Genomic DNA, 19,826 nt, shown 5'->3' with positions numbered 1-19,826 from the left:
TTTATACGCCACTCTTATAAGAAAGTCTGATGCTATGCGTGAATTTATGGAATATGACGTCGTCATTGTTGGCGCCGGCCCGTCTGGTCTATCTGCAGCTTGCCGTTTAAAAAAGCAAGCAGCTGAAGCTGGCCAGGAGATTAGCGTCTGTGTAGTGGAAAAGGGCTCTGAAGTTGGGGCTCATATCCTATCTGGCGCAGTCTTTGAACCGCGTGCGCTGATGGAGTTATTTCCTGATTGGGAAGAGCTCGGCGCGCCACTCCATACGCCAGTAATTCGCGACGACATTTTTCTTTTAAAAAATGCTGAAGACGCTCTGAAGGTTCCGGGTTTCCTGGTTCCGAAAACAATGCATAACGAAGGTAATTACATAATTTCCTTAGGCAACCTTTGCCGTTGGCTTGCGCAGCAAGCCGAGGGTCTGGGAGTGGAAATCTACCCTGGCTTCGCCGCGCAGGAAGCGCTCATCGATGAGTCTGGTGTTGTTTACGGCGTGCTTACAGGTGACCTTGGTGTAGGCAAAGAGGGGAACCAGAAAGAGGGTGTCTACACGCCGGGCATGGAGCTGCGGGCCAAGTACACGCTCTTTGCCGAAGGATGCCGTGGGCACATCGGGAAGCAACTGATCAAGCGTTTCCAGCTAGACGCCACCGCCGATCCTCAGCACTACGGTATCGGCATTAAAGAAATCTGGGACATAGATCCGGCCAAACATCAGCCAGGCCTGGTGATTCATACCGCTGGTTGGCCGTTGGATGATGCCAATCCAGGTGGCTCGTTCCTGTACCACCTTGAGAACAACCAGGTGGTGGTAGGCCTCATTGTTGATCTGGCCTACAGCAATCCTTACCTGTCGCCGTTTGATGAATTTCAGCGTTACAAGCATCACCCGGTAATCAAGCAGCATCTTGAGGGCGGCAAACGTGTCGCCTACGGTGCTCGCGCAATCTGCAAGGGTGGTTTGAATTCGCTTCCTGAAATGGTATTCCCTGGCGGCGCTTTGATTGGCTGCGATCTGGGAACACTTAATGCTGCCAAGATTAAGGGCAGTCATACCGCGATGAAATCCGGGATGCTGGCGGCTGATGCGATTGTAGATGCACTTCAGAATCCGTCCGATGACGGCAAGATCTTGACTGGCTATGTGGAATCATTCGAGTCAAGCTGGTTGTACGATGAATTATTTAGTAGTCGTAACTTTAGTGCATCGCTGCATAAGTTTGGTTTGAAGGTTGGTGGAGCCATCAACTTTGTCGATCAAAATATCTTTGGCGGCAAACTGCCCTTTACCCTACATGACACAAAACCTGATTATGCATGCATGAAGCTGGCATCAGAATCTGATCGGATTGAGTATCCGAAGCCGGACGGCAAAATCAGCTTTGACAAGCTGTCCTCGGTCTTCCTCTCCAACACCAATCATGAGGAAGATCAACCAGTCCATTTGAAGTTGGCTGATCCGAGCATCCCGATCGACTCGAATCTGCCAAAGTTTGATGAGCCCGCACAACGTTACTGCCCTGCGGGAGTTTACGAAGTGGTGCAGATGGATGATGGTAATAAGCGCTTCCAAATCAACGCTCAGAACTGTGTTCACTGCAAAACCTGCGATATCAAGGATCCGGCGCAGAATATTACCTGGATTACGCCTGAGGGTACCGGCGGCCCTAACTACGCCAACATGTAAATCCAACTACAAACAATAAGCTGGTGAATAAAATGCAAACGAAGCTTCTTATAAATGGTCAGTTGGTCTCGGGGCTTGGTGAGTCTCAGCCGGTATTGAATCCCTCGACCGGTGAGGTCGTGGTGATGATTCCTGAGGCTACCCTTGATCAGGTTGACGGAGCAGTGGAGGCAGCTCACCAAGCGTTTGACAGTTGGTCTCAGACATCTCCCAAGGATCGTTCGACGCTGCTGCTCAAGATTGCAAATGTCATTGATCAGCACGCTGAAGAGCTTGCCCGGCTGGAGTCTATTAACTGCGGAAAACCCTTCAATGCAGTGCTAAACGATGAATTGCCCGGTATCTCCGACGTGTTTCGCTACTTCGCAGGCGCGGCGCGTTGCTTGACTGGTACAGCAGCTGGCGAATATCTGCCCGGTCACACGTCGATGATTCGACGAGACTCGATCGGTGTGATCGCTTCCATCGCTCCCTGGAACTATCCACTCATGATGGTTGCCTGGAAGATCGCTCCTGCTTTGGTTGCGGGCAATACTGTTGTGCTGAAACCTTCCGAACAGACGCCATTGACCGCTCTGCGTCTGGCCGAGCTGATCGGTTCGATTCTGCCGGCTGGTGTTTTGAACGTGGTTTTTGGGCGTGGCTCGTCAGTTGGCTCCCCGCTCACCAACCACCCGCTTGTAAGAATGGTTTCGCTTACTGGATCGGTCGCAACGGGCGCCAGGATCATTTCCAGCACTAGCAGTGACGTCAAGCGCATGCACATGGAGCTGGGTGGCAAGGCTCCGGTCATCATCTTTGATGACGCTGACATCGATGCTGCGGTAGAGGGTATTCGCACATTCGGCTTCTATAACGCAGGCCAGGATTGCTGCGCGGCCACGCGACTCTATGTCCAAGAAGGAATCTACGATCGCTTCCTTGAGAAGCTGACGGAAGCTGTAGGCACCCTAAGACATGGTCTTCAAGATGATGAAGGCGTTGAATTGGGGCCGTTGATCACTGCCCAGCATCTCGCGCACGTTAAAGGCTTTGTAGAGCGTGCAGCAGCTCAGCCACATATTCGCATCACCACTGGTGGCAAAACAGTGGAAGGGCCAGGCTTCTTCTTCCAGCCCACCATCGTTGCTGACGCGAAGCAAGATGATGAAATCGTTCAGCGCGAAGTATTTGGCCCCGTTGTCTCGGTAACAAAATTTGCCACTGAGGGTGAGGTTCTGAACTGGGCCAACGATTCCAACTATGGACTCGCATCGTCAGTTTGGACTAACGACTTGGGTCGAGCGCACCGCCTTTCTGCGCGACTCCAGTATGGCTGCACCTGGGTCAACACTCATTTCATGTTGATCAGCGAAATGCCCCACGGTGGGCAGAAACATTCTGGTTACGGTAAGGATCTGTCGATGTACGGTCTTGAAGACTACACCGCTGTGCGCCACGTGATGATCAAGCACTGATTTAGTCCAGATGACACACATGGATGTGTGTCATTCGCAGTGTGATTAATAAATGGAAACCCGTGGCTCTGACATAAAAACAAGAGGGTTCATTTGTGACTAACCAAACAGCCTTATCCGAAAGTAATTTTCTTGATTCCGATTCTGGCAGTGAAGTCAAAAAAACGGAGTCTTTGTTTCGCGTGACCATGCTCGGCCTTTCTGGGCAGCAATTGGTTCCTAGCGCGGCGATGGCTGCAGGTGCATTGCCTCTTTATGCAGGGAATGGATCTTGGTTGGCAATGCTTCTCGCGCTGGTTGCGGCACTTTTCATGTCGATCGCTACCAATGTGTTCGCACGAAAGTACGTCGTTACTGGTTCGTTGGTTTCTTATGTGGGGCTTGCGCTTGGTCGCTTGCCACAGCGGGTGGTGGCTGCCTCTTATTTAACTGGTTTCCTGATTGTCTGCGCTTCATTGTCTACATCCGTAGTGATGTTTAGCAGCAGCTTCCTGCATAGCGTTGGAGTGTCCTTTGCAGCCGCAAACTGGTTCCAGGCTGTCTCGGCCATTTCCATATCTGTCATGGCCGGCGCGCTGACGTGGCGAGGATTGGACGCATCTATTTCGGTAACTGCCTGGTTGTCGTTCCTCTCTGCGCCCCTGGTTATAATCGTCGGTGTCGCAGCTGCCATGAACGGTGGAGTAGATGTTGTCAGCCAATTGACGCTCGAAGGCGTCTCGTTGCGCAACTTGGCTGAAGGCACCATTGTAGGTCTCGCCTATTTCGTCGGTTGCGATGCGCTGGCAGCACTTGCAGCTGAGACTGATAATCCCAAGAAGAACGTTCCAAAACTACTGCGGAATGTCTTGCTCATCACCGGCTTCGCGTTCATTGGTTTGATCATGCTGAGCTGCCATTTGATGAATGGCCAAATGGACGCGCTCAATGCAGGTGAATCTCCTACCTCGATTTTGGCTACGATCGCAGGCATGCCCTACCTGCAAAAGCCTATTGACCTGCTGCTGGCTGCGGCAGCATTTGCCAGCTTGGTAGCTTTCCTTAACTACGGAAGCCGCGTTTTCGCCACTTCCGCTAGCGAGCGCTTCTTGCCAGCTGTTTTTTCCAGCGTTCACCCAATCTATGGGTCGCCCACTGCCGCGACTATTTTGATGGCTGCGTCCGCCGCTGTAATCCCACTGGCGCTGCAAATCTTCGCTGGTGCGCCCCCCCTGCTGTCGGCTAACTATTTGGCCACACTTTTCTCGCTTTTCTGGATTGTGCCTTATGTCTTGCTCAGCATCGGCGCGATTAAGGAACTCATTGCATCAAACGAACATAACATACTCAATGTTGTATCGATTGCTCTTGGTGGTCTAACCTTCGGTGCGATTCTCGTTTATTACTTTGCTATCCAGGCTGAAGGCGTGTTCGGCTGGCTTCCACATATTATGGTGGGAATGACAGCGGTTGCTTACCTGATTATTGTCGCGCTTGAGCGTAAGCGTCCTGGGAAAATTTAGATGAAATTCGAGCAGGGAAAACCCTGCTCAATTCAACATGCACTTTATTATGAGAGGCCTGATAATGTCTAAACATATTCACTTCAAGAACCAGGCTATGGTGTTTTCCTCATATGGTGGTGAACCAGATGAGCGGGCGTCCATTTGCCGTTTGGTGGGAACTAAGGAGAGTGAGACCATCGGTGCAGGCATCGCTTTTTTTGATGGCGCCTCGATCCCTTGGACGGTTCTTTATGATGAGGTGATCGTTGTGCTGGAGGGAGAGTTTGACCTTTCCATTGGTGATGAAGTTATACATGCTCAAACCGGGGATGTTATTTGGGTTCCTGAGAAAAGCCCGCTTGTTTATTCTGGTAAAAAAGCAAAAGTATTCTATGCGCTTTATCCAGTGACCTGGCAGGGCTGATAGAAGTCGTACCGTTTTAGCCTATAGGTATAAAAATATGCTTTCCCAGAATAGCGCCTACAAGAACCTCTTCTCGCCGTTCGAGATACGTGGCAAGCGTTTGAAGAATCGTATTATGTCCACAGGACATGATACCTCGATGCCTACCGACAACTTGGTCAATGATCAATTTGTTGCTTATCACCAAGCGCGGGCGGAGGGTGGCGCAGGGCTGATCATTCTCCAAGTAGCAGGTGTGCACGAAAGTGCGCGTTATACCTCCCACGTATTGATGGCCACCGATGATGAGTGTATTCCGGGTTACCGTCGTGTTGCAGACATTTGCCACGCTAACGGGACTATGGTTTTCTCCCAGATCTTTCATCCAGGTAGGGAGATCATGGAATCCAGCGATGGGCCGTTGGCAGTCGCGTATTCCGCATCCTCGACCCCCAACGAGCGCTTCCATGTCATGCCGCGAGCTCTAGATCAGAAAATGATCGACGAGATCGTGCGGGGCTATGGTGAGGCGGCCCAGCGCCTCGAAGCAGCAGGCATTGATGGCGTTGAAATCGTAGCAAGCCATGGTTATCTCCCGTCACAGTTTCTGAATCCCCGGGTTAACCGGAGAACAGACGATTACAACGGCGACATCAGTAAGCGCGTACGCTTCATCGAGGAGATCATTCAGGCAGTCAGAAGCCGTACCGGCGAAAATTTTGTTGTCGGGATGCGTATTTCCGCTGAAGAGCTTGATCTTGAAGGCCTCACAGAAGACGAGTCCCTTGAAGCCGCTCGATTGCTTCAAGATCGTCTGGATTATCTCCACATTGTCGCAGGTACCTCTGCGACGTTGGGGGGCGCGGTGCACATCGTTCCGCCAATGGCCATTGAGGCCGCGTATCTGGCAAAGAATGCTGGACTGTTTAAGTCCAAGCTATCAATCCCGCTTTTCGTGACGGGACGCATCAACGCTCCACAAGAAGCAGAGCTGATCGTTGCGCGCGGCCAGGCAGATGTCTGCGGGATGACCCGTGCGTTGATCTGCGACCCGGAGATGCCGAACAAGACTTACCAGGATAAGGCTGATGATGTTCGCGCCTGCATTGCTTGCAATCAGGCGTGCATTGGACACTTCCATAAAGGGTTCCCAATCTCGTGCATCCAGCGACCCGAAACGGGGCGTGAGATCAAGTATGGCAAGGTCACGCCAGCGGCAGTCAGCAAGAAGGTGATGGTCGTCGGCGGAGGCCCCGCCGGTATGAAGGCAGCAGTAATCGCCGCGCAACGCGGTCATGACGTAACCCTCTTTGAGGCAACGTCGCAGCTGGGGGGGCAAGTCTTGCTTGCTCAATTGTTGCCTCGTCGAACCGAGTTCGGGGGAGCAAGCACCAACCTGCAGCGCGAAATGGAACTCGCTGGCGTCAAAGTCCAGAGGAACGTGCGGGTCACTGCCCAGTCGGTCGCGGACTTTGCACCTGATGCCATCGTGGTTGCTACGGGCGCGACACCGTACATCCCGCAATATGAAGCGGGAGGCGAGCTTCAAGTCGTTGATGCTTGGCAAGTGCTGCGCAATGAAGTGAAGGTCGGACGATCCGTAGTAGTGGTCGACTGGCGGTGTGACTGGATCGGGCCTGGTATTGCGGAAATCTTGATCCGCGCGGGTCACAATGTTCAATTGGCTGTGAACGGCACCAATGTGGGCGAGACACTCCCCCTGTACGTTCGGGACAATCTGGTTGGGGAAATGCACAAGCTGCAAATTCCTGTGACCACGTATGCTCGTCTCTACGGTTGCGACGACAGCACTGTGTACATGCAACATACGGCCAGTGGCGAGCCGATCATGTTTGAGGATGTAGACACGTTGGTTCTATGTACAGGCCATCAGCCGGTCGATGATCTGGTTGAGCAACTTGACCCGAGTATTGAAGTATATCGTGCTGGTGACTGCCTTGCTCCCCGTACTGCTGAAGAAGCGATCTACGAAGGTATGAAAGTCGGCTGGGAGATTTAAGTTTCTGCGCTTTGCCCGCTATCTCACCAGTTGCGGGCTTTTTTTCCTGAGGCTTACAATAAACACAATAAGGGTAAAGCATGAGCGTCTTCGACGTAATTGAAAACTCACCTGTCTCAAAGTTTCATCGAAAACTACTGCTTGCCTGCTGCGGTGGCCCATTCCTTGACGGATATATCCTCAGTTTGATTGGCATTGCTCTGGTGGGCTTTTCTCAAGACATCAGTGCCACACCGGTAGAGACAGGGCTAATTGGCGCCGCTTCCTTACTCGGCATTTTCTTCGGTGCAACTGTATTCGGAGCGCTTACTGATCGAATTGGTCGGGAAACGATGTATGCACTGGACTTGGCGGTGCTAGTCATCGCTTGCGGTCTTTCTGCGTTCGTAACAGATGCCTGGCAGCTGATCGTATTACGATTCGTGATCGGTCTTGCGGTAGGTGCGGATTATCCTATCGCTACCTCACTGCTTACGGAGTTTACTCCTGCCAAGCGACGAGGCTTCATGATCGGCGTGTCAGGTCTCGCGTGGTCTATCGGCGCCATGACAGCGTTCCTCGTGGGTTACCTCATGGTGCAGTATTCTGGTGACCACTCGCTGTGGCGATGGATGCTGTTCAGCGGCGCGGTGGTGGGCATCATTGTCGTCATCGCTCGTCGCGGTATTCCCGAGTCACCACGGTGGCTGGCGAGCAAGGGCCGTGTTCGTGAAGCAGAGGAGGTTATCAAGCTCGTCTACGGGAAAACTGTGTCCATCACTGACCAGGACATCCTCGAACTCAACGATGGGGCACATCAGCGCTCGATCATCAGCGACCTCCGCTTACTGTGCACTGGTGGTTACCTCAAGCGCACTATCATGTGCGGGGTATTGTACTTTGCCCAAATCACCCCGCAGTACGTGCTCTACACATTCGGTGGTTTGATCTTGCTGTCCGCTGGAATTCAGGAGGACAACTCGTCGACACTGGGTGAGTTGCTGATCGCCATGCTATTCGCGTTAGGGATTTTGCCTGCATTGCGGCTGGTCGAAACGTGGGGACGACGCCCGATGGCAGTGGTGCCATTTGCTCTGATGGCACTGCCCTTGATTGCCCTAGGCCTATGGGCTGATGCCCCTGCTTGGTTCATCGTTGCTGCATTCGCCTTCTACGCATTCGTGTCTGGGGGCCCTAGTATCCTTGAATGGATCTACCCCAATGAGCTCTTCCCAACAGCAGTCCGAGCGACCGCTGTAGGAGTAGCGGTCGGGTTCAGTCGTATTGGGGCTGCTACAGGCACCTATTTGATGCCCATCGGCATCGCCACGATTGGGCTGCAGGCAACCATCTTGATCGGCGCAGGAATCACCTTGGTGGCGTTCGTCATTTGCCTGGCTTGGGCGCCTGAAACCCGTGGCCGTTCGCTTCATCAAACGGCCTCTCTCAGCGCTTATACCTAATAACAGTCTAGCGGGAGCGAGGACACTCCTCGCTCTTGATGATCAGGAGATCCCCATGAGCCAACCTGTAGTTTTTTCAGATGTTCTTAACCAACCGCTGGGTCTGGCGACTCGCGTCGCTGAGCCTTTAGGTTCTCCCGTCGCTGAAGTGGCTTGTCATGAGCATGAGACCCAAGACGGTTTGTCTGCCGGCGTGTGGGTCTGCAGCCCGGGTCGCTGGCGGCGTAAGGTCATGCAGAGAGAGTTCAGCCATTTTGTTGAAGGACATTGTTTCTTCATCCCTGATAACGGTTCGGCAATTGAAATCCGTGCAGGAGATGCGGTGTTGTTTCCTGAAAACTGCGCAGGTACCTGGGACGTCAAGCAGACCATCCGGAAGAGCTTCCTCATTCTCTAGGATCCCGTTGTCGGATAGGGAGCGAGGACACCTGTGTAGGAGGGGGCCAGTTTGAGCGGTACTGGCTCTGTGCAAGCAGGGGGTTGATTGGGAGATCTACGACATTCGCGGTGGTGGTATCAAGCGCAAGCTACCGCACTTCGACGACTTGCTGCTGGCAGGCGCGAGCGTCCCGCGCTACCGAGCTTTCTTGAACGGTTTTAAAAGCTTGTCGTGAACGATGTAGAGGTCGCCATTCGCGCGCGAGCAGGCCACGTACAGCTTGTTTCGAGTCTGTGGATTGGCTTCGTGTAAATTGCCATTCTGGTATCGTTTCCAGGTGTCGGCGCCTAAAACGACACAGACGTGCCCGAAGTGATCCATGCCTTTGCTCGCTCCCCAGTTGAGCGAGTGGCAATCGTATCTGTCGTGTTCCTTCAAGAAGAGCTTCACGACGTTTGGATCGGCGTGAAGGGTTGCGGCTTGTCCAGGTTCTTCGATCGTAATGATCTCACTAACCCGCTCCTGCTGCGCGCCCATGGTGATCTGCAGCTTCGCGTTGATGAAATCGCAGACGGTTGTAGAGCACCGCCAGCTGTGCCCCAGAGTGGTTTTGTCCACCTTGATTCCAGCTTCACGGAATCGTTTCTCGTACTTGGTGATGTCGTCATGCAGCGATTTGTTAACCGAGCCGTCCCGGCTGGTGTCGTACGTATGCTGATAGAAGTCACCAACAAAGGTCATACCCGCCTTTGCTTTCGAGATGTCCAGCAGTAGGTTGAAGTCGTGGCCAGCGAAATCCTGCACCTCGTCGACGTAGACACAGTCATAGAAACGCTCGATCCGCGCGCGTATGGCCGGTATGCATTTCCTCATCTCCAGCAATTTTGCCAGGCGGTTGTAGTAGAGCCTTCGACTGCCATCCCTGAAGCGCGCCATGTCGCTGAGCGGTGTCCGGGGGTTGGTTGGTAGCCGGAAGTTCATACCCCGGGTATCTAGCTCTAACTGCAGCAGTGGGCGGTAACAAAAACCGTGCAAAAAGGAGAAGTACGTCATGACGGTGATGTTGGGCGGAATCGTCCCAAAGTTTTGGATGATGCGATGTCGAAGGTGGCGATAGTTGTTCTCGGTATAGGTGACGATCAGAGCGCGCTGGTCAAGGCTCAGGCGATTAATCACCAGGCTGGTTTTCCCGGATCCGGCAACCGCGAAGATCACGCTCTTATCCACTGGATCGCCTCCTGGATATAGGCAGGTGCGATGAGTTCTTCTGGCTTCTTCGTAAGGAGCTCGAAAGCCACATCCGCCTTGTTTTTGAGCATGTAATCCTGAACCGTAAGGGTCTTGCGTGCTCCCCCGAATAGACCGTCACAGATTTTCTGGTTGTCGAGGTAAAGGCCGATCTCGAACGTAGAGCGCTCATTGTTCCCGTCAGCGAAAATCTGGGCACCGTCGTACAGGCAAGCCTTGTAGTTCTCGACGCAATTTTGCTGATGGTCATGGTCGTTGTCCCGGATTGCTGCGACCCTGATCCCAAGGAGCTTGCCGAGCTCTAAATACCGTTTGAAGCTGGTACCACCGATCGAGATGATGTGGACGTTGTCTGACTGCGGAGTGGTTCCAGCGTGCTTGTTGTAGAAATGTTCCAGAAGGATGAATTCGGCATCCCCCTCGACCAAAATGACCCGATTCGACAACGAAAACTCAAGCACATTGTTGTCCGGGGCCTTCATGAAGAATTCGGCAGTGGACTCCGTCAGATCCTTGAGTCGGCCTGCCTTTTGTTCGGTTCCCAGGAGTAGGGCTCGACGAAGATCGAGTCGTGAGCAGATGTGACTACTGTGGGTGGCAATGAAGAGTTGAGTTCCCTGGGTACGGGTCAGACGCTCTACCAGACGCTTCATGTTCGTGTGGCTCAGATGGTTCTCGGGCTCTTCGAGCAACAATGCGTGTAGGCCACCTCTGGCATCATGCTTCTGCAGCGCAAAATTGGTCTTGATGAAACACTGCTCGCCCTTGCCACGGTTTTCGATTGGGATCCCTTCCTTGGTGATCACCAGGTCAGTTTCCAGATTCGAACGCACGCTGGTTCGCAATGCGAACTGGTACTCGCCCAGCTTGGCATTCAGCTCCTTGAGACTGTCTCTTTGGAAGCCTTCCTTGCCCTGACGGTATTGGTTTTCGAGCCGATGGCGGTCTGGCACCTGGGTGTGGAAGCCGAACACCGTCCGTGTGTACTCCCGCGCGGCGTACTCGGTGTCGATTCGAGAGCTGTCGATGAGTAGGTGCTTCACAGGCCTTCGATAACTGACGTGGGGTGCCCCGGAAAAAGTAGAGAACTGCACCGCGTAATATTCGTATGGAAAGCTTTCTTTGTTATCCCGAAGCAGTTCAAGAATGGTTCCGCCGAAATCCTCCACCAAGGGAACGATGGCCATGCGCAGGCCATCGCTGTCTGCCCCCGTCGAGTTCTGGCGTCCGTACAAACCCTGGTCATCACCCGCTTCAAGAAAAACGTCCACTATCACCTCAGGCAGCAAATCGAGGCGGGCTGGGCCTGCCAGGAATTTCCTCACTGCAGATTGGTTCAGTAGCGCTTCGTAGCCAATGGTTTCGACTCGGCTGCGACTCGCACTTAATGCGAGGTCAAGGGCCAGTAGGACGCTACTCTTGCCCGTCTCATTGTCCCCAATCAATACGTTGGTGCCGGCATCAAACTGAAGAGTCAGATCGCCAAAGCTTTTGAAATTGTGCAGCACGAGTTTGGTGATGGCCGGCATGAGCCTTTCCTGTTTGACCTTAGGCAGGAGGGTAAGCGTTCATCAGTCGATTTTGGAGACCTGGGCTTTCAGAACCAAGGTCAACGTCAATCTGCGTTTAGTGAGGGTCTTGAAGCGTCCCTCCCTAGGGGCTTTCTCGGGTGCGGTTGTGGAGTTTTTCCACATGCCCAGAACTACGACCTCATCGTCCTTTTCAATGCCTTTGAGCCACGATGGATCCCTGGCCCAAATGCTCACCTCCAGGCCAATGCCATTTTCTGCATCATCCGGATCAACTCGGAACTTGTTCATCTGCAGGTTGATAACGTTCTTGGATTTGTCACCCCTGATTTCAGTCCTGACACTGCTCACCGCACCCTGAATCGCGATGGGGTGTTGAACGGTGTTATGCGACACCGCGTAATACGCTTCTGCGTGGCGCTCCGGCTCGAAATAGAACTGATTCCAGGCGACCTTCACATTGCCCTCAAACACCAGCTCCAGATGCTGTTCGATGTCTTGGTCTTTGTCACAGAGCGCGCGGAGCTTCAGGGCTCGCTTGGCGGAATTGATGTACGCTGGAAGAAGATTTGGGTTGTGGGTGTAAGTTCGACCCGCTGTCGCCCGAGTGCCCCCATCATCCTCGAAATTACGACCACCTTTCTCCAGGGCTTCTTTGATCATGACCAGGCGCATCCGGTAACGATTGTGCTGGATGCTCTCGATCAGGTCTTCGGAGGTGCTGGCAATCTCGTTAATTTCCTCGTCCACACCGAATCGACAGTTCGCGGCATGGGCACCTTTGGGATAGAGGCGAAAATAGCCCTGGACGAAAACAGGCTTGTCATACATTTCCCGGGTGTACGGTGGGTTATGAGCGACTGGAGTTCCGCATTTGCATTGAAGAGGTTCGGCTCCCGTGCCTTTGGTGTATGTGTCTGCTTCCCATCTATCGCCGTTCTGGTCGAAGGCGTGATCCATTTTGATGCCCATGCAAACCCCTCAAATCAAAGGCGGATTAAATCCAATCTTCATATCGAGTATGAAGCCACGGTCATCCTGCCGACGGCTGCGTGGTAACCGATACGGTTGCGCTCCTGGTCTCACGGACAGCTTAAGCGTCCGAGCTTCTGGCTATAGGCCATCAGTGTACCGATCAGGGGAGGGCCTGCAAGCATGGGCTAGTGCTGGTCAACGGGAACCACTACCCATCCCCAAATACTCGCTTCGATAGGATCTGGTTGAAGCGATGAGGTTGCCTTCAGTGATGTTTTCCTGCTGGCCGGTTAACATGGCGATTTTTCAGCCGTAGGTCGACACAATGGCTAAACGCTGCGCCTGCTTGCCATGAAGGAAGGATATGGATTCTGACGCACACGCAACGCACGCTGCTCTAAACTCTAGCGGGGCAGGATTGGCTGATGCATCTGATGGGCAGAAAGCCCCTCGACAGATCCACAGCAAGAAGGCCCCGAGCGAGGCGATCTACTGCAAGAGGTTCATCAGACGCCTGCAGACAGACAACGTTCTGACTGCCCTGATGGCTTTCAGTGATCGAGATCTCCAGTCGAATCTCCGAACATGGGATCTCGCATGTGAGGTTTACACGACTGAGCAGCTTGCGCAGATTTTCGACGAGATGGTGCAGTCCGGTGACTATTCGCTCGGCAGATTGACAGGAGAGCTGATGCATTCTTTCGATCGACTTCGAGATCCAGCTCCGGATATGGAATTTCCGTCTGTGGCCGCAGCCTGTGCCGCTGTGAAGCGTGAAGCTAAGGTGCGCCTGGCGAAGGGTGATTATCACTGGGCGATGCCGGATGCTGAGCAGGGCTATTCGCCGCACCGAGGCGAAGGTCACGGATGGGATGCAATGACCTTGGCTTTGTTTGACCGAATGATTGAGGACAAACTGCCACGAGCTTTGGATCTGCGGTTCGCTGGTGATCTGGGTCTTTGACATTACTGCTTCGAGGGTAGCCAACCCTTCACTTCGACGGGTCAGTTTGTTAGAAGGCCTTGAGTTACGCAGTGCACCCTGCGACGCTTCGTCGAAGCCTATAGGGTGGCTGTGCGAATGGAGCGCATGTGTTTTGCTTGCGACCATGCCGGGCGTTACAGGGCTGTCCAGGCCGCAAGGGAGGCGTGGAGCGTACTTTCGGCTGGCGGTTGGCGTAGGTTCAAGCGATGATAGCCCTCCACAAAAATGGAGGTGCCTAGTGTCGGTTACTTACAGGGATGTCGTCGAAGCGTTCATTGCGGATTTCAAGTGGATGCATGAGGCCAATCAGCAGCCTGATGTGCAATGTGACTTCAATGGTGATCCATCCCCGCTCGCCCAGATTGCGGAGGCTGGTGGGAAGGCTACCCTGAAATTCTCCTACCGATTCGCCGATAGTCTCGTAAGCGATCACACCGATTTGTTCTACTGCTTGATCATCGCCGGCCATGAGCTGGCTCATTGGGCAAATTCCCATACTAAGCACCTGGATAAGGATGATCTAGACAGTAGAGCCATTGAAATGTGGGCTGATTTCTTTGGCACGCGGCTTGTGTTCACCGCCGTAGCGAGGTGCCCGCACCTCAGGGTTATCATAAATCAACTGCGCACGCCTGCATTCGATGCGGAGGGTGCGGATGCGTTGCTTCCGGCTTTCGGACAAGCTTTGCGTCAGGTATATGAGCGAGTTTACGTCCCAGCCGGTGTCACGCCGACCTATCCGGCGCCGAGCGAACGAGTGCAAATCTGCGGAGCTGGGGTTACCTCGTTCTTTTACCGACACTTGGAAGAAATGCACCAAGGGATGACGGTATTTGCGCTGAAGAAAGTGCTTCTCGAACCCTTCGCTGATGTCCTCGACATTTTTTCGGGTGACATTGACTCCGATGAAAGCGATGAATTGTCCTTCCGTAGTATTGAAATCCACTTGGGTCTCAAACATGGAAGGCCAGTAATCACTCCTGGCATACGACCGGAATTTAGCCAATTGGTTGGTACACATTATTTGGGGCATAGTGAGAACATGGCGCATCGTGAGGATCTACGCGGTCAGGTTCGAGCGTGGGGTGTTGACATTTAACCTGGTAGAAATCGGGGGGAGCAGGCCAATTTCCCCTGTCCCACCGTTGTGAATATGGGGATTACGGCATCAGCTCTACGAGCGATGATTGAGCTGGCGAGAGCTAGGGGAAGACGACGTGGTCAACCTCTAGCGTTTTGCAGATCGCTTTGAGCTGGGCACCTTGCTTCTTGGCCCATTCTGACTCAATGCTATAGCCGTAGGCTATTTTCCCGCTGATATGGTTTATCAGCCCCTGAAGCTATTGAAATCCACGATGCTTGGCATGGATCATCGGATCGATAGACGGGTGGTCAAGGTAGTAGAGATGATCGCTGACGTACTTCTTGTAGGACTTCGTGAGCCGGGGCTTATCACCATCAACTAGCAGCCCCAGCACAATCTTGCGGGCCCCAGGTGGGACGATTTTCGTCTTGGCCTCGTTGAGCCAGAACCCTTCCTCAATCACCCATCCATTGATCGATTTAACGTGTTGGGACGCTTGTGAGCGGTCGAACGCATTTCTTGATGAGAACACGAGGTCGTCGGCATACCGCGAGTACATGAGACCATTCTCCGACGCATATAGCTGCAGACTCTCATCCAATGACTGCATCACCAAGTTAGCGATTCTTGGGGACGTAGCAGCACCTTGGGGAAGGTGACCGATCCGAGGATCGCCGGTATAGGGCAGCCCTGTGGGAAGCGGCTTATTACCGAATCTTCGATCCGGGTTGCCGCTTGCGCGTACGCGGGTACAGAGCCGGGCAAGTTCGAAGGCTACCAGCGGTTGATATCCGAATGACCTGAAAAGCTCGTATACCTTCGGCTCCAGGATCGACTCAAAGAAGTTCGTAAGGTCGAGCTTGATCAGCCATGCTGCCTCGCAATGGAGTTCAGCTGCTTCCAGCACCCCGTGGCGATCTTCATAGGCATCGCTGGCCTCGTGAGGATCGACCTTTGACAGAATGTTGGCGTTTATCCAACGCTGCACGCGGAGTAAATCTTCACTGGGTGCGCATATCCACCTGAAGCGATCGAGGCTGTGACCCACCTTGGCCTTGCGCAGCTTAAAGACGTTATACGCCTCTGTCTGATACTTTCGGCTGACCGTTCGATGCAAAAAAGGATAGGGGACACCTGTCAGGTGTGCGAGGTGATTCAGGGTGAGGATGGGTGGACAGCCATGTTTCGTCTGATTGGCTGCTTTCACCGCGTTTTGCAGTGTGTCTTCAGACACGCCAGCCTTTCGGCCTGCCTTTAAATAGGGCTGAGAGCTCCAGCGATTCATCTACCTTTAGATTCCGCCCTGGCGGATGGCAGCCTTCTGGCGCCAGACTTCGATAGCGAACACCATGAAGGATGCCGCCCTCCAGTAGGCGTGAGATCGTCCGACGGTAAGCAACTAAGCCGCTCATGCTTCGCGTTTGATACTCGGTGCGCTTGGAAACGGGGAGGCCAAGACGCTGTTGCCTGGTTTGGCGAATGGTGGCACTTTGCAATTTATTGCAGACCGATTAATCTCGATTTTTTCGCGCGATGGATTGCCCTGTGATCGAGAACCTGCTCATACGCGGCGTATCAAGCTATTCACCCAACGCCCACACTGCCATCGGCCCCCTGAAGCGGGTCAGCATGCTTTACGGTCAAAACGGGACGGGTAAGAGCACGATCGGCAACTATCTGCAGGCCCCTGGTGAAGCCTACTACCGGGCCTGCAGCATGGTGCCTGCTGACCCCGAGCGAGAGATCCTAGTTTACAACCATACGTTCCTGGAAAAGAACTTCCATGAGGACGTGGCTCAGCCTGGGGTGTTCACCCTCAATGCCGGCAATATCGAAGCCGAGACTTCCCTGAATGCCGCGCAGGCCGCTATCAAGGTGCTGTCAACGCAGCAGGAGCAAGAGCTGGCCAAGGGCACAGCCAGCAAGACCGCGCGCGAGGTTGCCAAGCAGGCGCTGAAGGACAGTCTCTGGAAGCTTAAAACGCCGTTTGATGGGACACCCTTGGCCTATTGCTTACAAGGGTTCAATACCAAAGAGCGGCTTTTGGATAAGATCCAGGCGACAGCTGAATCTACAGGCAGTGTCACCACCGAGGAGCTGATGGCAGAGGCCCAGGCGTTGCAGTCTGCGTCGGATGCACAATTGCCCTCGATTCAGCCTATCGGGTTTCCAGCCTTTGAGCTTGAAAGCCATCCTATTTTCAAGGAAATCATCACTGGCTCAGACAACTCCTACCTGGCTGACCTCATTCACTCCATCGGTCACTCCGACTGGGTTCAGCATGCGCTGACCTTTCCACGCATTGAGGGCGATTTATGTCCGTTCTGCCAGCAACCGCTGCCAGAGGGCTTTCATGCCGAGCTCGCGAAGATCTTCGACAAAACCTACGAGCAGCGTATACGCGATCTCGCGGATATTCACCGCCGCTACAGTGGTGCCGTCGAGCAGACCCTCCAGCGCCTGCGCGGTGCCGGTTATCAGCACCCATCATTTCAACTCACAATCTCCAAAATCACTGCAGCGCTGGAGCGAAACCAGCAACTCATCGTTAAAAAGGCGACCAGCCCATCCATTGCGGTTGAGCTAGAGGTGACTGCGGGATTGATTGACACCCTGAACGAGCTCATCGCGGTCGAGCAGAAAGTCATCGATGAATTCAACCACAAGGTGAAGAACAAACAGATCCACCTGAGCCGGATCAGGGAGGATTTCTGGGGGGGGCTGAGAAAAGCGTGCGGCGCCTTACTTGATCACTACCTTCAGGAAGACCAGGAACTTGCTCAGGCGCAGCAGCAAGCCAGGGATAATATTGAGGCGCTGCGCGTGAAGGCGAGGGCAGAGCGGGCAATCATCGCCCAGTCCAAGGCGGCCATCACCAATATCGATCAGTCAGTCGACAGCATCAACCAATGGCTCCGCATCCTGGGGTTCAAGGGCTTTGAGTTGACCAAAGAGGAAGGGGAAGTCCCTCAGTACAGGCTGCAGCGCCCCGAGCAACGCACGGACGTCTTCAAGACGCTCAGCGAGGGCGAGAAAACGCTCATTTCCTTCCTGTATTTCCTAGAGGTTTGCAACGGTGAGCTGAACGCTGCAGCAGGGAGGTTGATCAGCGACCGCATCATCGTGATCGATGATCCGATTTCGAGCTTGTCCCACAATTACGTGTACGACATTGCCTCGTTGATCAAGCGCCATGTACTGAGTCCGAAAACCCGGTTCAAGCAGGTAATCATCCTGACCCATAACCTGTTTTTCTTCCACGAGATGGTCAAGCTCATGAATGAAGACGGGGGGCGGGGCAGGGGGAATGGTAGGCAGGAGGCGAGCCAGCTGGCCTTGTTTAGGATCACTAAATCCGAATACAGTACTGTGGTCGCCATGCAGCCTAAGGAGATTCAGAATGACTACCAGTCCTTCTGGCAGACGATCAAAGACGCCCTGGATGGTCGCACGTCGGTTACGGTGATTCCCAACATGATGCGAAACATCCTGGAGTACTACTTCACGTTCGTTCATTGCAAAGACAAGCTCGCCCAGGCGCTCGAAGACTTGGGTGATCAGGATCCGCAATTCCGCTCCCTATACCGCTATATCAACCGCGAATCGCATGCTGATGCCGTTAACATCACCGACTTTGGCGAAATCGATCCGCAGGTCTATGTCGAGCGATTCCGCCAAGTGTTCGTGAAGACCGACTTTGAGGAGCACTATAACAAAATGATGGGCTGATTCGTGGCGCGGGTGCGTCATCAAAAAACGGGGCGGCTACTGGTCAACTGCTCAATTGGTTCGGGAAGACCAGTGCCTCAAGTCGACCCGTCTGAGTGGAGTGTCACATGAATCGATTCAGGTAGCAGCCGGGCTTTTCAGCCTGCGAGCGCGCTGATAGCATTGTGCCCGCAGCTACTACCCAAGGACTCTCCTTCCTGCCTGAAGTCATCTGCTCGCTTTGCACGTGGTGTAAAGGCTATCAGCGGCCCGCTGAGATCAGATGGAGAATACGCCATGAACAGTCATGGAAAAGTCGTGCTGGTTCGCCAGTACAACCGGTTCCGGTTCGGGCAGTGGGAGACCGTGTGCATGCACATGAGATCCCTTCCGCGCCGTTAATTTGAACGTACCTAGGTGGTAGCTGCACTTATTCTCCTCAGGCCATGTATTCTTCATGGCTATCCCAGTCCTCACGCATGAAATTCGCTCCAAGGCTTGCATCGAACTAATGCAGGATCGACGCCCTGCATTTGCAGCCTATAGACTTTTTCTCGCTCATCGTCGTCTGGAAGTACAGCAACCGTCCAAGGTACCTGGCGGTTGTCTACTGCGCGTACGAGAGCCTTGAAGTAAGGCCCATCCACCGCATCCAGGGAATGCCCCAGCACGACGATCTCTTGAACTGTGCCCAGCCGTGCGAAAAAATCGCCATGACGTTCGATGATTGCATGTGAGGGCTTGAAAGTGGCGGTGAAGAAATCGTCCAACGATGTCATGGCTTCGATGACGCGATGGTCGGAATCTTCGTGATCAACAGCTTCGAAGAGGGATGGGCGCTGCTCCGGAGCCCACCCGTGGCCCAGCACCAATTCGGAGTCCTCATCAGTGGATTCGCCATGGATATGTAGAATGTTCGCCCTAGGTACTTGGTAGACGCTAGTCAGCGTGCTGGTGTAATTGAAGGTGAGATAAGTGGCGGTGAGATCAAGATTGCCCAATCGATTCGGCGCATTGGCTGAATCAGGTACCTCAATCGTCCGGATCCATTGAGCGAACAGCGTTTGGAGCGTGGCCGATAATCCCTCCGCCACTCGATTGATCTCATATTGAAAATCATGATGTCCCGAGTCGCTCCAATCATCGTCAGCATATGATCCCATGAAGTGGCTGAGACTGCTGACAATGTGGTCGGTATCGAGGTCGGCAAGCGCCGCCTCCAGATGGGCCCAGTCGCCGCCGGCGGGTACGTAGTCCTCAATCCAATCGTAGACATCCCGATCATTGACTTGCACGTAAGCCTTGAAATGCCCATACCCAGTAGGCATCCCGTGATTCCGGTCAAATCCGTTACCAATGATGTAAAGCGTGTTGTTGGACATCTGTCGACCTCGGGAAGGGACGCGGGCTAAAGCTCAAAGGGGC

The 19,826-nt window shown here is 53.6% G+C and carries 15 protein-coding genes; 10 read left to right on the top strand and 5 right to left on the bottom strand.

The window, feature by feature from the left end; translation table 11 throughout:
• Positions 1–16 precede the first annotated feature (16 nt).
• From AC58X1_RS08090 to AC58X1_RS08060, 7 genes are all read left to right on the top strand, one after another.
• Positions 17–1,687, top strand: a complete 1,671-nt coding sequence (locus tag AC58X1_RS08090) for an electron transfer flavoprotein-ubiquinone oxidoreductase (RefSeq protein ID WP_263596327.1) — start codon at positions 17–19, stop codon at positions 1,685–1,687.
• 32 nt (positions 1,688–1,719) lie between these two features.
• Complete coding sequence (locus AC58X1_RS08085; RefSeq protein ID WP_497428633.1) at positions 1,720–3,144, top strand: gamma-aminobutyraldehyde dehydrogenase; 1,425 nt, start codon at positions 1,720–1,722, stop codon at positions 3,142–3,144.
• Between the two features lie 95 nt (positions 3,145–3,239).
• Positions 3,240–4,646, top strand: coding sequence for an APC family permease (locus AC58X1_RS08080; RefSeq protein ID WP_497428632.1), 1,407 nt, complete (start codon positions 3,240–3,242; stop codon positions 4,644–4,646).
• Between the two features lie 64 nt (positions 4,647–4,710).
• Positions 4,711–5,052, top strand: coding sequence for an ethanolamine utilization protein EutQ (locus AC58X1_RS08075; RefSeq protein WP_497428631.1), 342 nt, complete (start codon positions 4,711–4,713; stop codon positions 5,050–5,052).
• Between the two features lie 37 nt (positions 5,053–5,089).
• Entirely contained in the window at positions 5,090–7,051 is a 1,962-nt protein-coding gene (locus tag AC58X1_RS08070) for an oxidoreductase (protein ID WP_497428630.1), read from the top strand.
• Between the two features lie 80 nt (positions 7,052–7,131).
• The gene (locus AC58X1_RS08065) at positions 7,132–8,493 is read left to right on the top strand and encodes an MFS transporter (RefSeq protein WP_497428629.1); all 1,362 of its coding nucleotides are present in this window, start codon (positions 7,132–7,134) and stop codon (positions 8,491–8,493) included.
• A gap of 55 nt (positions 8,494–8,548) precedes the next feature.
• Positions 8,549–8,890 carry a cupin domain-containing protein gene (locus AC58X1_RS08060; protein ID WP_497428628.1) on the top strand — a complete coding sequence of 114 codons (342 nt, stop codon included), beginning with the start codon at positions 8,549–8,551 and terminating at the stop codon, positions 8,888–8,890.
• Positions 8,891–9,067: 177 nt separating this feature from the next.
• On the opposite strand, the gene AC58X1_RS08055 is transcribed toward AC58X1_RS08060, so the two are convergent.
• From AC58X1_RS08055 to AC58X1_RS08045, 3 genes are read right to left on the bottom strand one after another with little or no spacing between them, the layout of a single operon-like run.
• Complete coding sequence (locus AC58X1_RS08055) at positions 9,068–10,099, bottom strand: DNA helicase UvrD (protein WP_497428627.1); 1,032 nt, start codon at positions 10,097–10,099, stop codon at positions 9,068–9,070.
• Complete coding sequence (locus tag AC58X1_RS08050) at positions 10,084–11,649, bottom strand: ATP-dependent nuclease (protein WP_497428626.1); 1,566 nt, start codon at positions 11,647–11,649, stop codon at positions 10,084–10,086. Before AC58X1_RS08050 ends, AC58X1_RS08055 begins: the two co-directional genes overlap by 16 nt.
• Positions 11,650–11,691: 42 nt before the next feature.
• Complete coding sequence (locus tag AC58X1_RS08045) at positions 11,692–12,621, bottom strand: hypothetical protein (RefSeq protein WP_497428625.1); 930 nt, start codon at positions 12,619–12,621, stop codon at positions 11,692–11,694.
• Positions 12,622–12,988: 367 nt separating this feature from the next.
• Between AC58X1_RS08045 and AC58X1_RS08040 the strand changes: the two genes are divergently transcribed.
• Positions 12,989–13,588, top strand: a complete 600-nt coding sequence (locus AC58X1_RS08040) for a hypothetical protein (protein ID WP_497428624.1) — start codon at positions 12,989–12,991, stop codon at positions 13,586–13,588.
• 259 nt (positions 13,589–13,847) lie between these two features.
• Positions 13,848–14,708, top strand: coding sequence for a hypothetical protein (locus AC58X1_RS08035; RefSeq protein WP_497428623.1), 861 nt, complete (start codon positions 13,848–13,850; stop codon positions 14,706–14,708).
• Between the two features lie 241 nt (positions 14,709–14,949).
• Here the strand turns inward: AC58X1_RS08035 and AC58X1_RS08030 are convergent, their stop codons facing one another.
• Positions 14,950–15,978: a reverse transcriptase family protein gene (locus tag AC58X1_RS08030; RefSeq protein WP_497428622.1), complete on the bottom strand. Its 1,029-nt coding sequence runs from the start codon at positions 15,976–15,978 to the stop codon at positions 14,950–14,952.
• 260 nt (positions 15,979–16,238) lie between these two features.
• On the opposite strand from AC58X1_RS08030, the gene AC58X1_RS08025 reads away from it, so the two are divergent.
• A complete protein-coding gene (locus AC58X1_RS08025; protein WP_497428621.1) occupies positions 16,239–18,422 on the top strand; it encodes an AAA family ATPase in 2,184 nt (727 codons plus the stop codon).
• 452 nt (positions 18,423–18,874) lie between these two features.
• Here AC58X1_RS08025 and AC58X1_RS08020 read toward each other — a convergent pair whose 3' ends face one another.
• Positions 18,875–19,783, bottom strand: coding sequence for a bacteriophage abortive infection AbiH family protein (locus tag AC58X1_RS08020; RefSeq protein ID WP_497428620.1), 909 nt, complete (start codon positions 19,781–19,783; stop codon positions 18,875–18,877).
• Positions 19,784–19,826: the final 43 nt, after the last annotated feature.

It is taken from the genome of Pseudomonas sp. PGPR N4 (assembly GCF_059693665.1).
This window is presented reverse-complemented; position numbering and strand designations above follow the sequence as displayed.

Excerpts from the sequence above, each read along its gene's own strand:
- AC58X1_RS08085 (WP_497428633.1), top strand. The coding sequence starts at position 1,720 with ATGCAAACGAAGCTTCTTATAAATGGTCAGTTGGTCTCGGGGCTTGGT.
- AC58X1_RS08075 (WP_497428631.1), top strand. The coding sequence starts at position 4,711 with ATGTCTAAACATATTCACTTCAAGAACCAGGCTATGGTGTTTTCCTCA.
- AC58X1_RS08070 (WP_497428630.1), top strand. The coding sequence starts at position 5,090 with ATGCTTTCCCAGAATAGCGCCTACAAGAACCTCTTCTCGCCGTTCGAG.
- AC58X1_RS08065 (WP_497428629.1), top strand. The coding sequence starts at position 7,132 with ATGAGCGTCTTCGACGTAATTGAAAACTCACCTGTCTCAAAGTTTCAT.
- AC58X1_RS08060 (WP_497428628.1), top strand. The coding sequence starts at position 8,549 with ATGAGCCAACCTGTAGTTTTTTCAGATGTTCTTAACCAACCGCTGGGT.
- AC58X1_RS08050 (WP_497428626.1), bottom strand. The coding sequence starts at position 11,649 with ATGCCGGCCATCACCAAACTCGTGCTGCACAATTTCAAAAGCTTTGGC.
- AC58X1_RS08045 (WP_497428625.1), bottom strand. The coding sequence starts at position 12,621 with ATGGGCATCAAAATGGATCACGCCTTCGACCAGAACGGCGATAGATGG.
- AC58X1_RS08040 (WP_497428624.1), top strand. The coding sequence starts at position 12,989 with ATGGATTCTGACGCACACGCAACGCACGCTGCTCTAAACTCTAGCGGG.
- AC58X1_RS08030 (WP_497428622.1), bottom strand. The coding sequence starts at position 15,978 with ATGAATCGCTGGAGCTCTCAGCCCTATTTAAAGGCAGGCCGAAAGGCT.
- AC58X1_RS08020 (WP_497428620.1), bottom strand. The coding sequence starts at position 19,783 with ATGTCCAACAACACGCTTTACATCATTGGTAACGGATTTGACCGGAAT.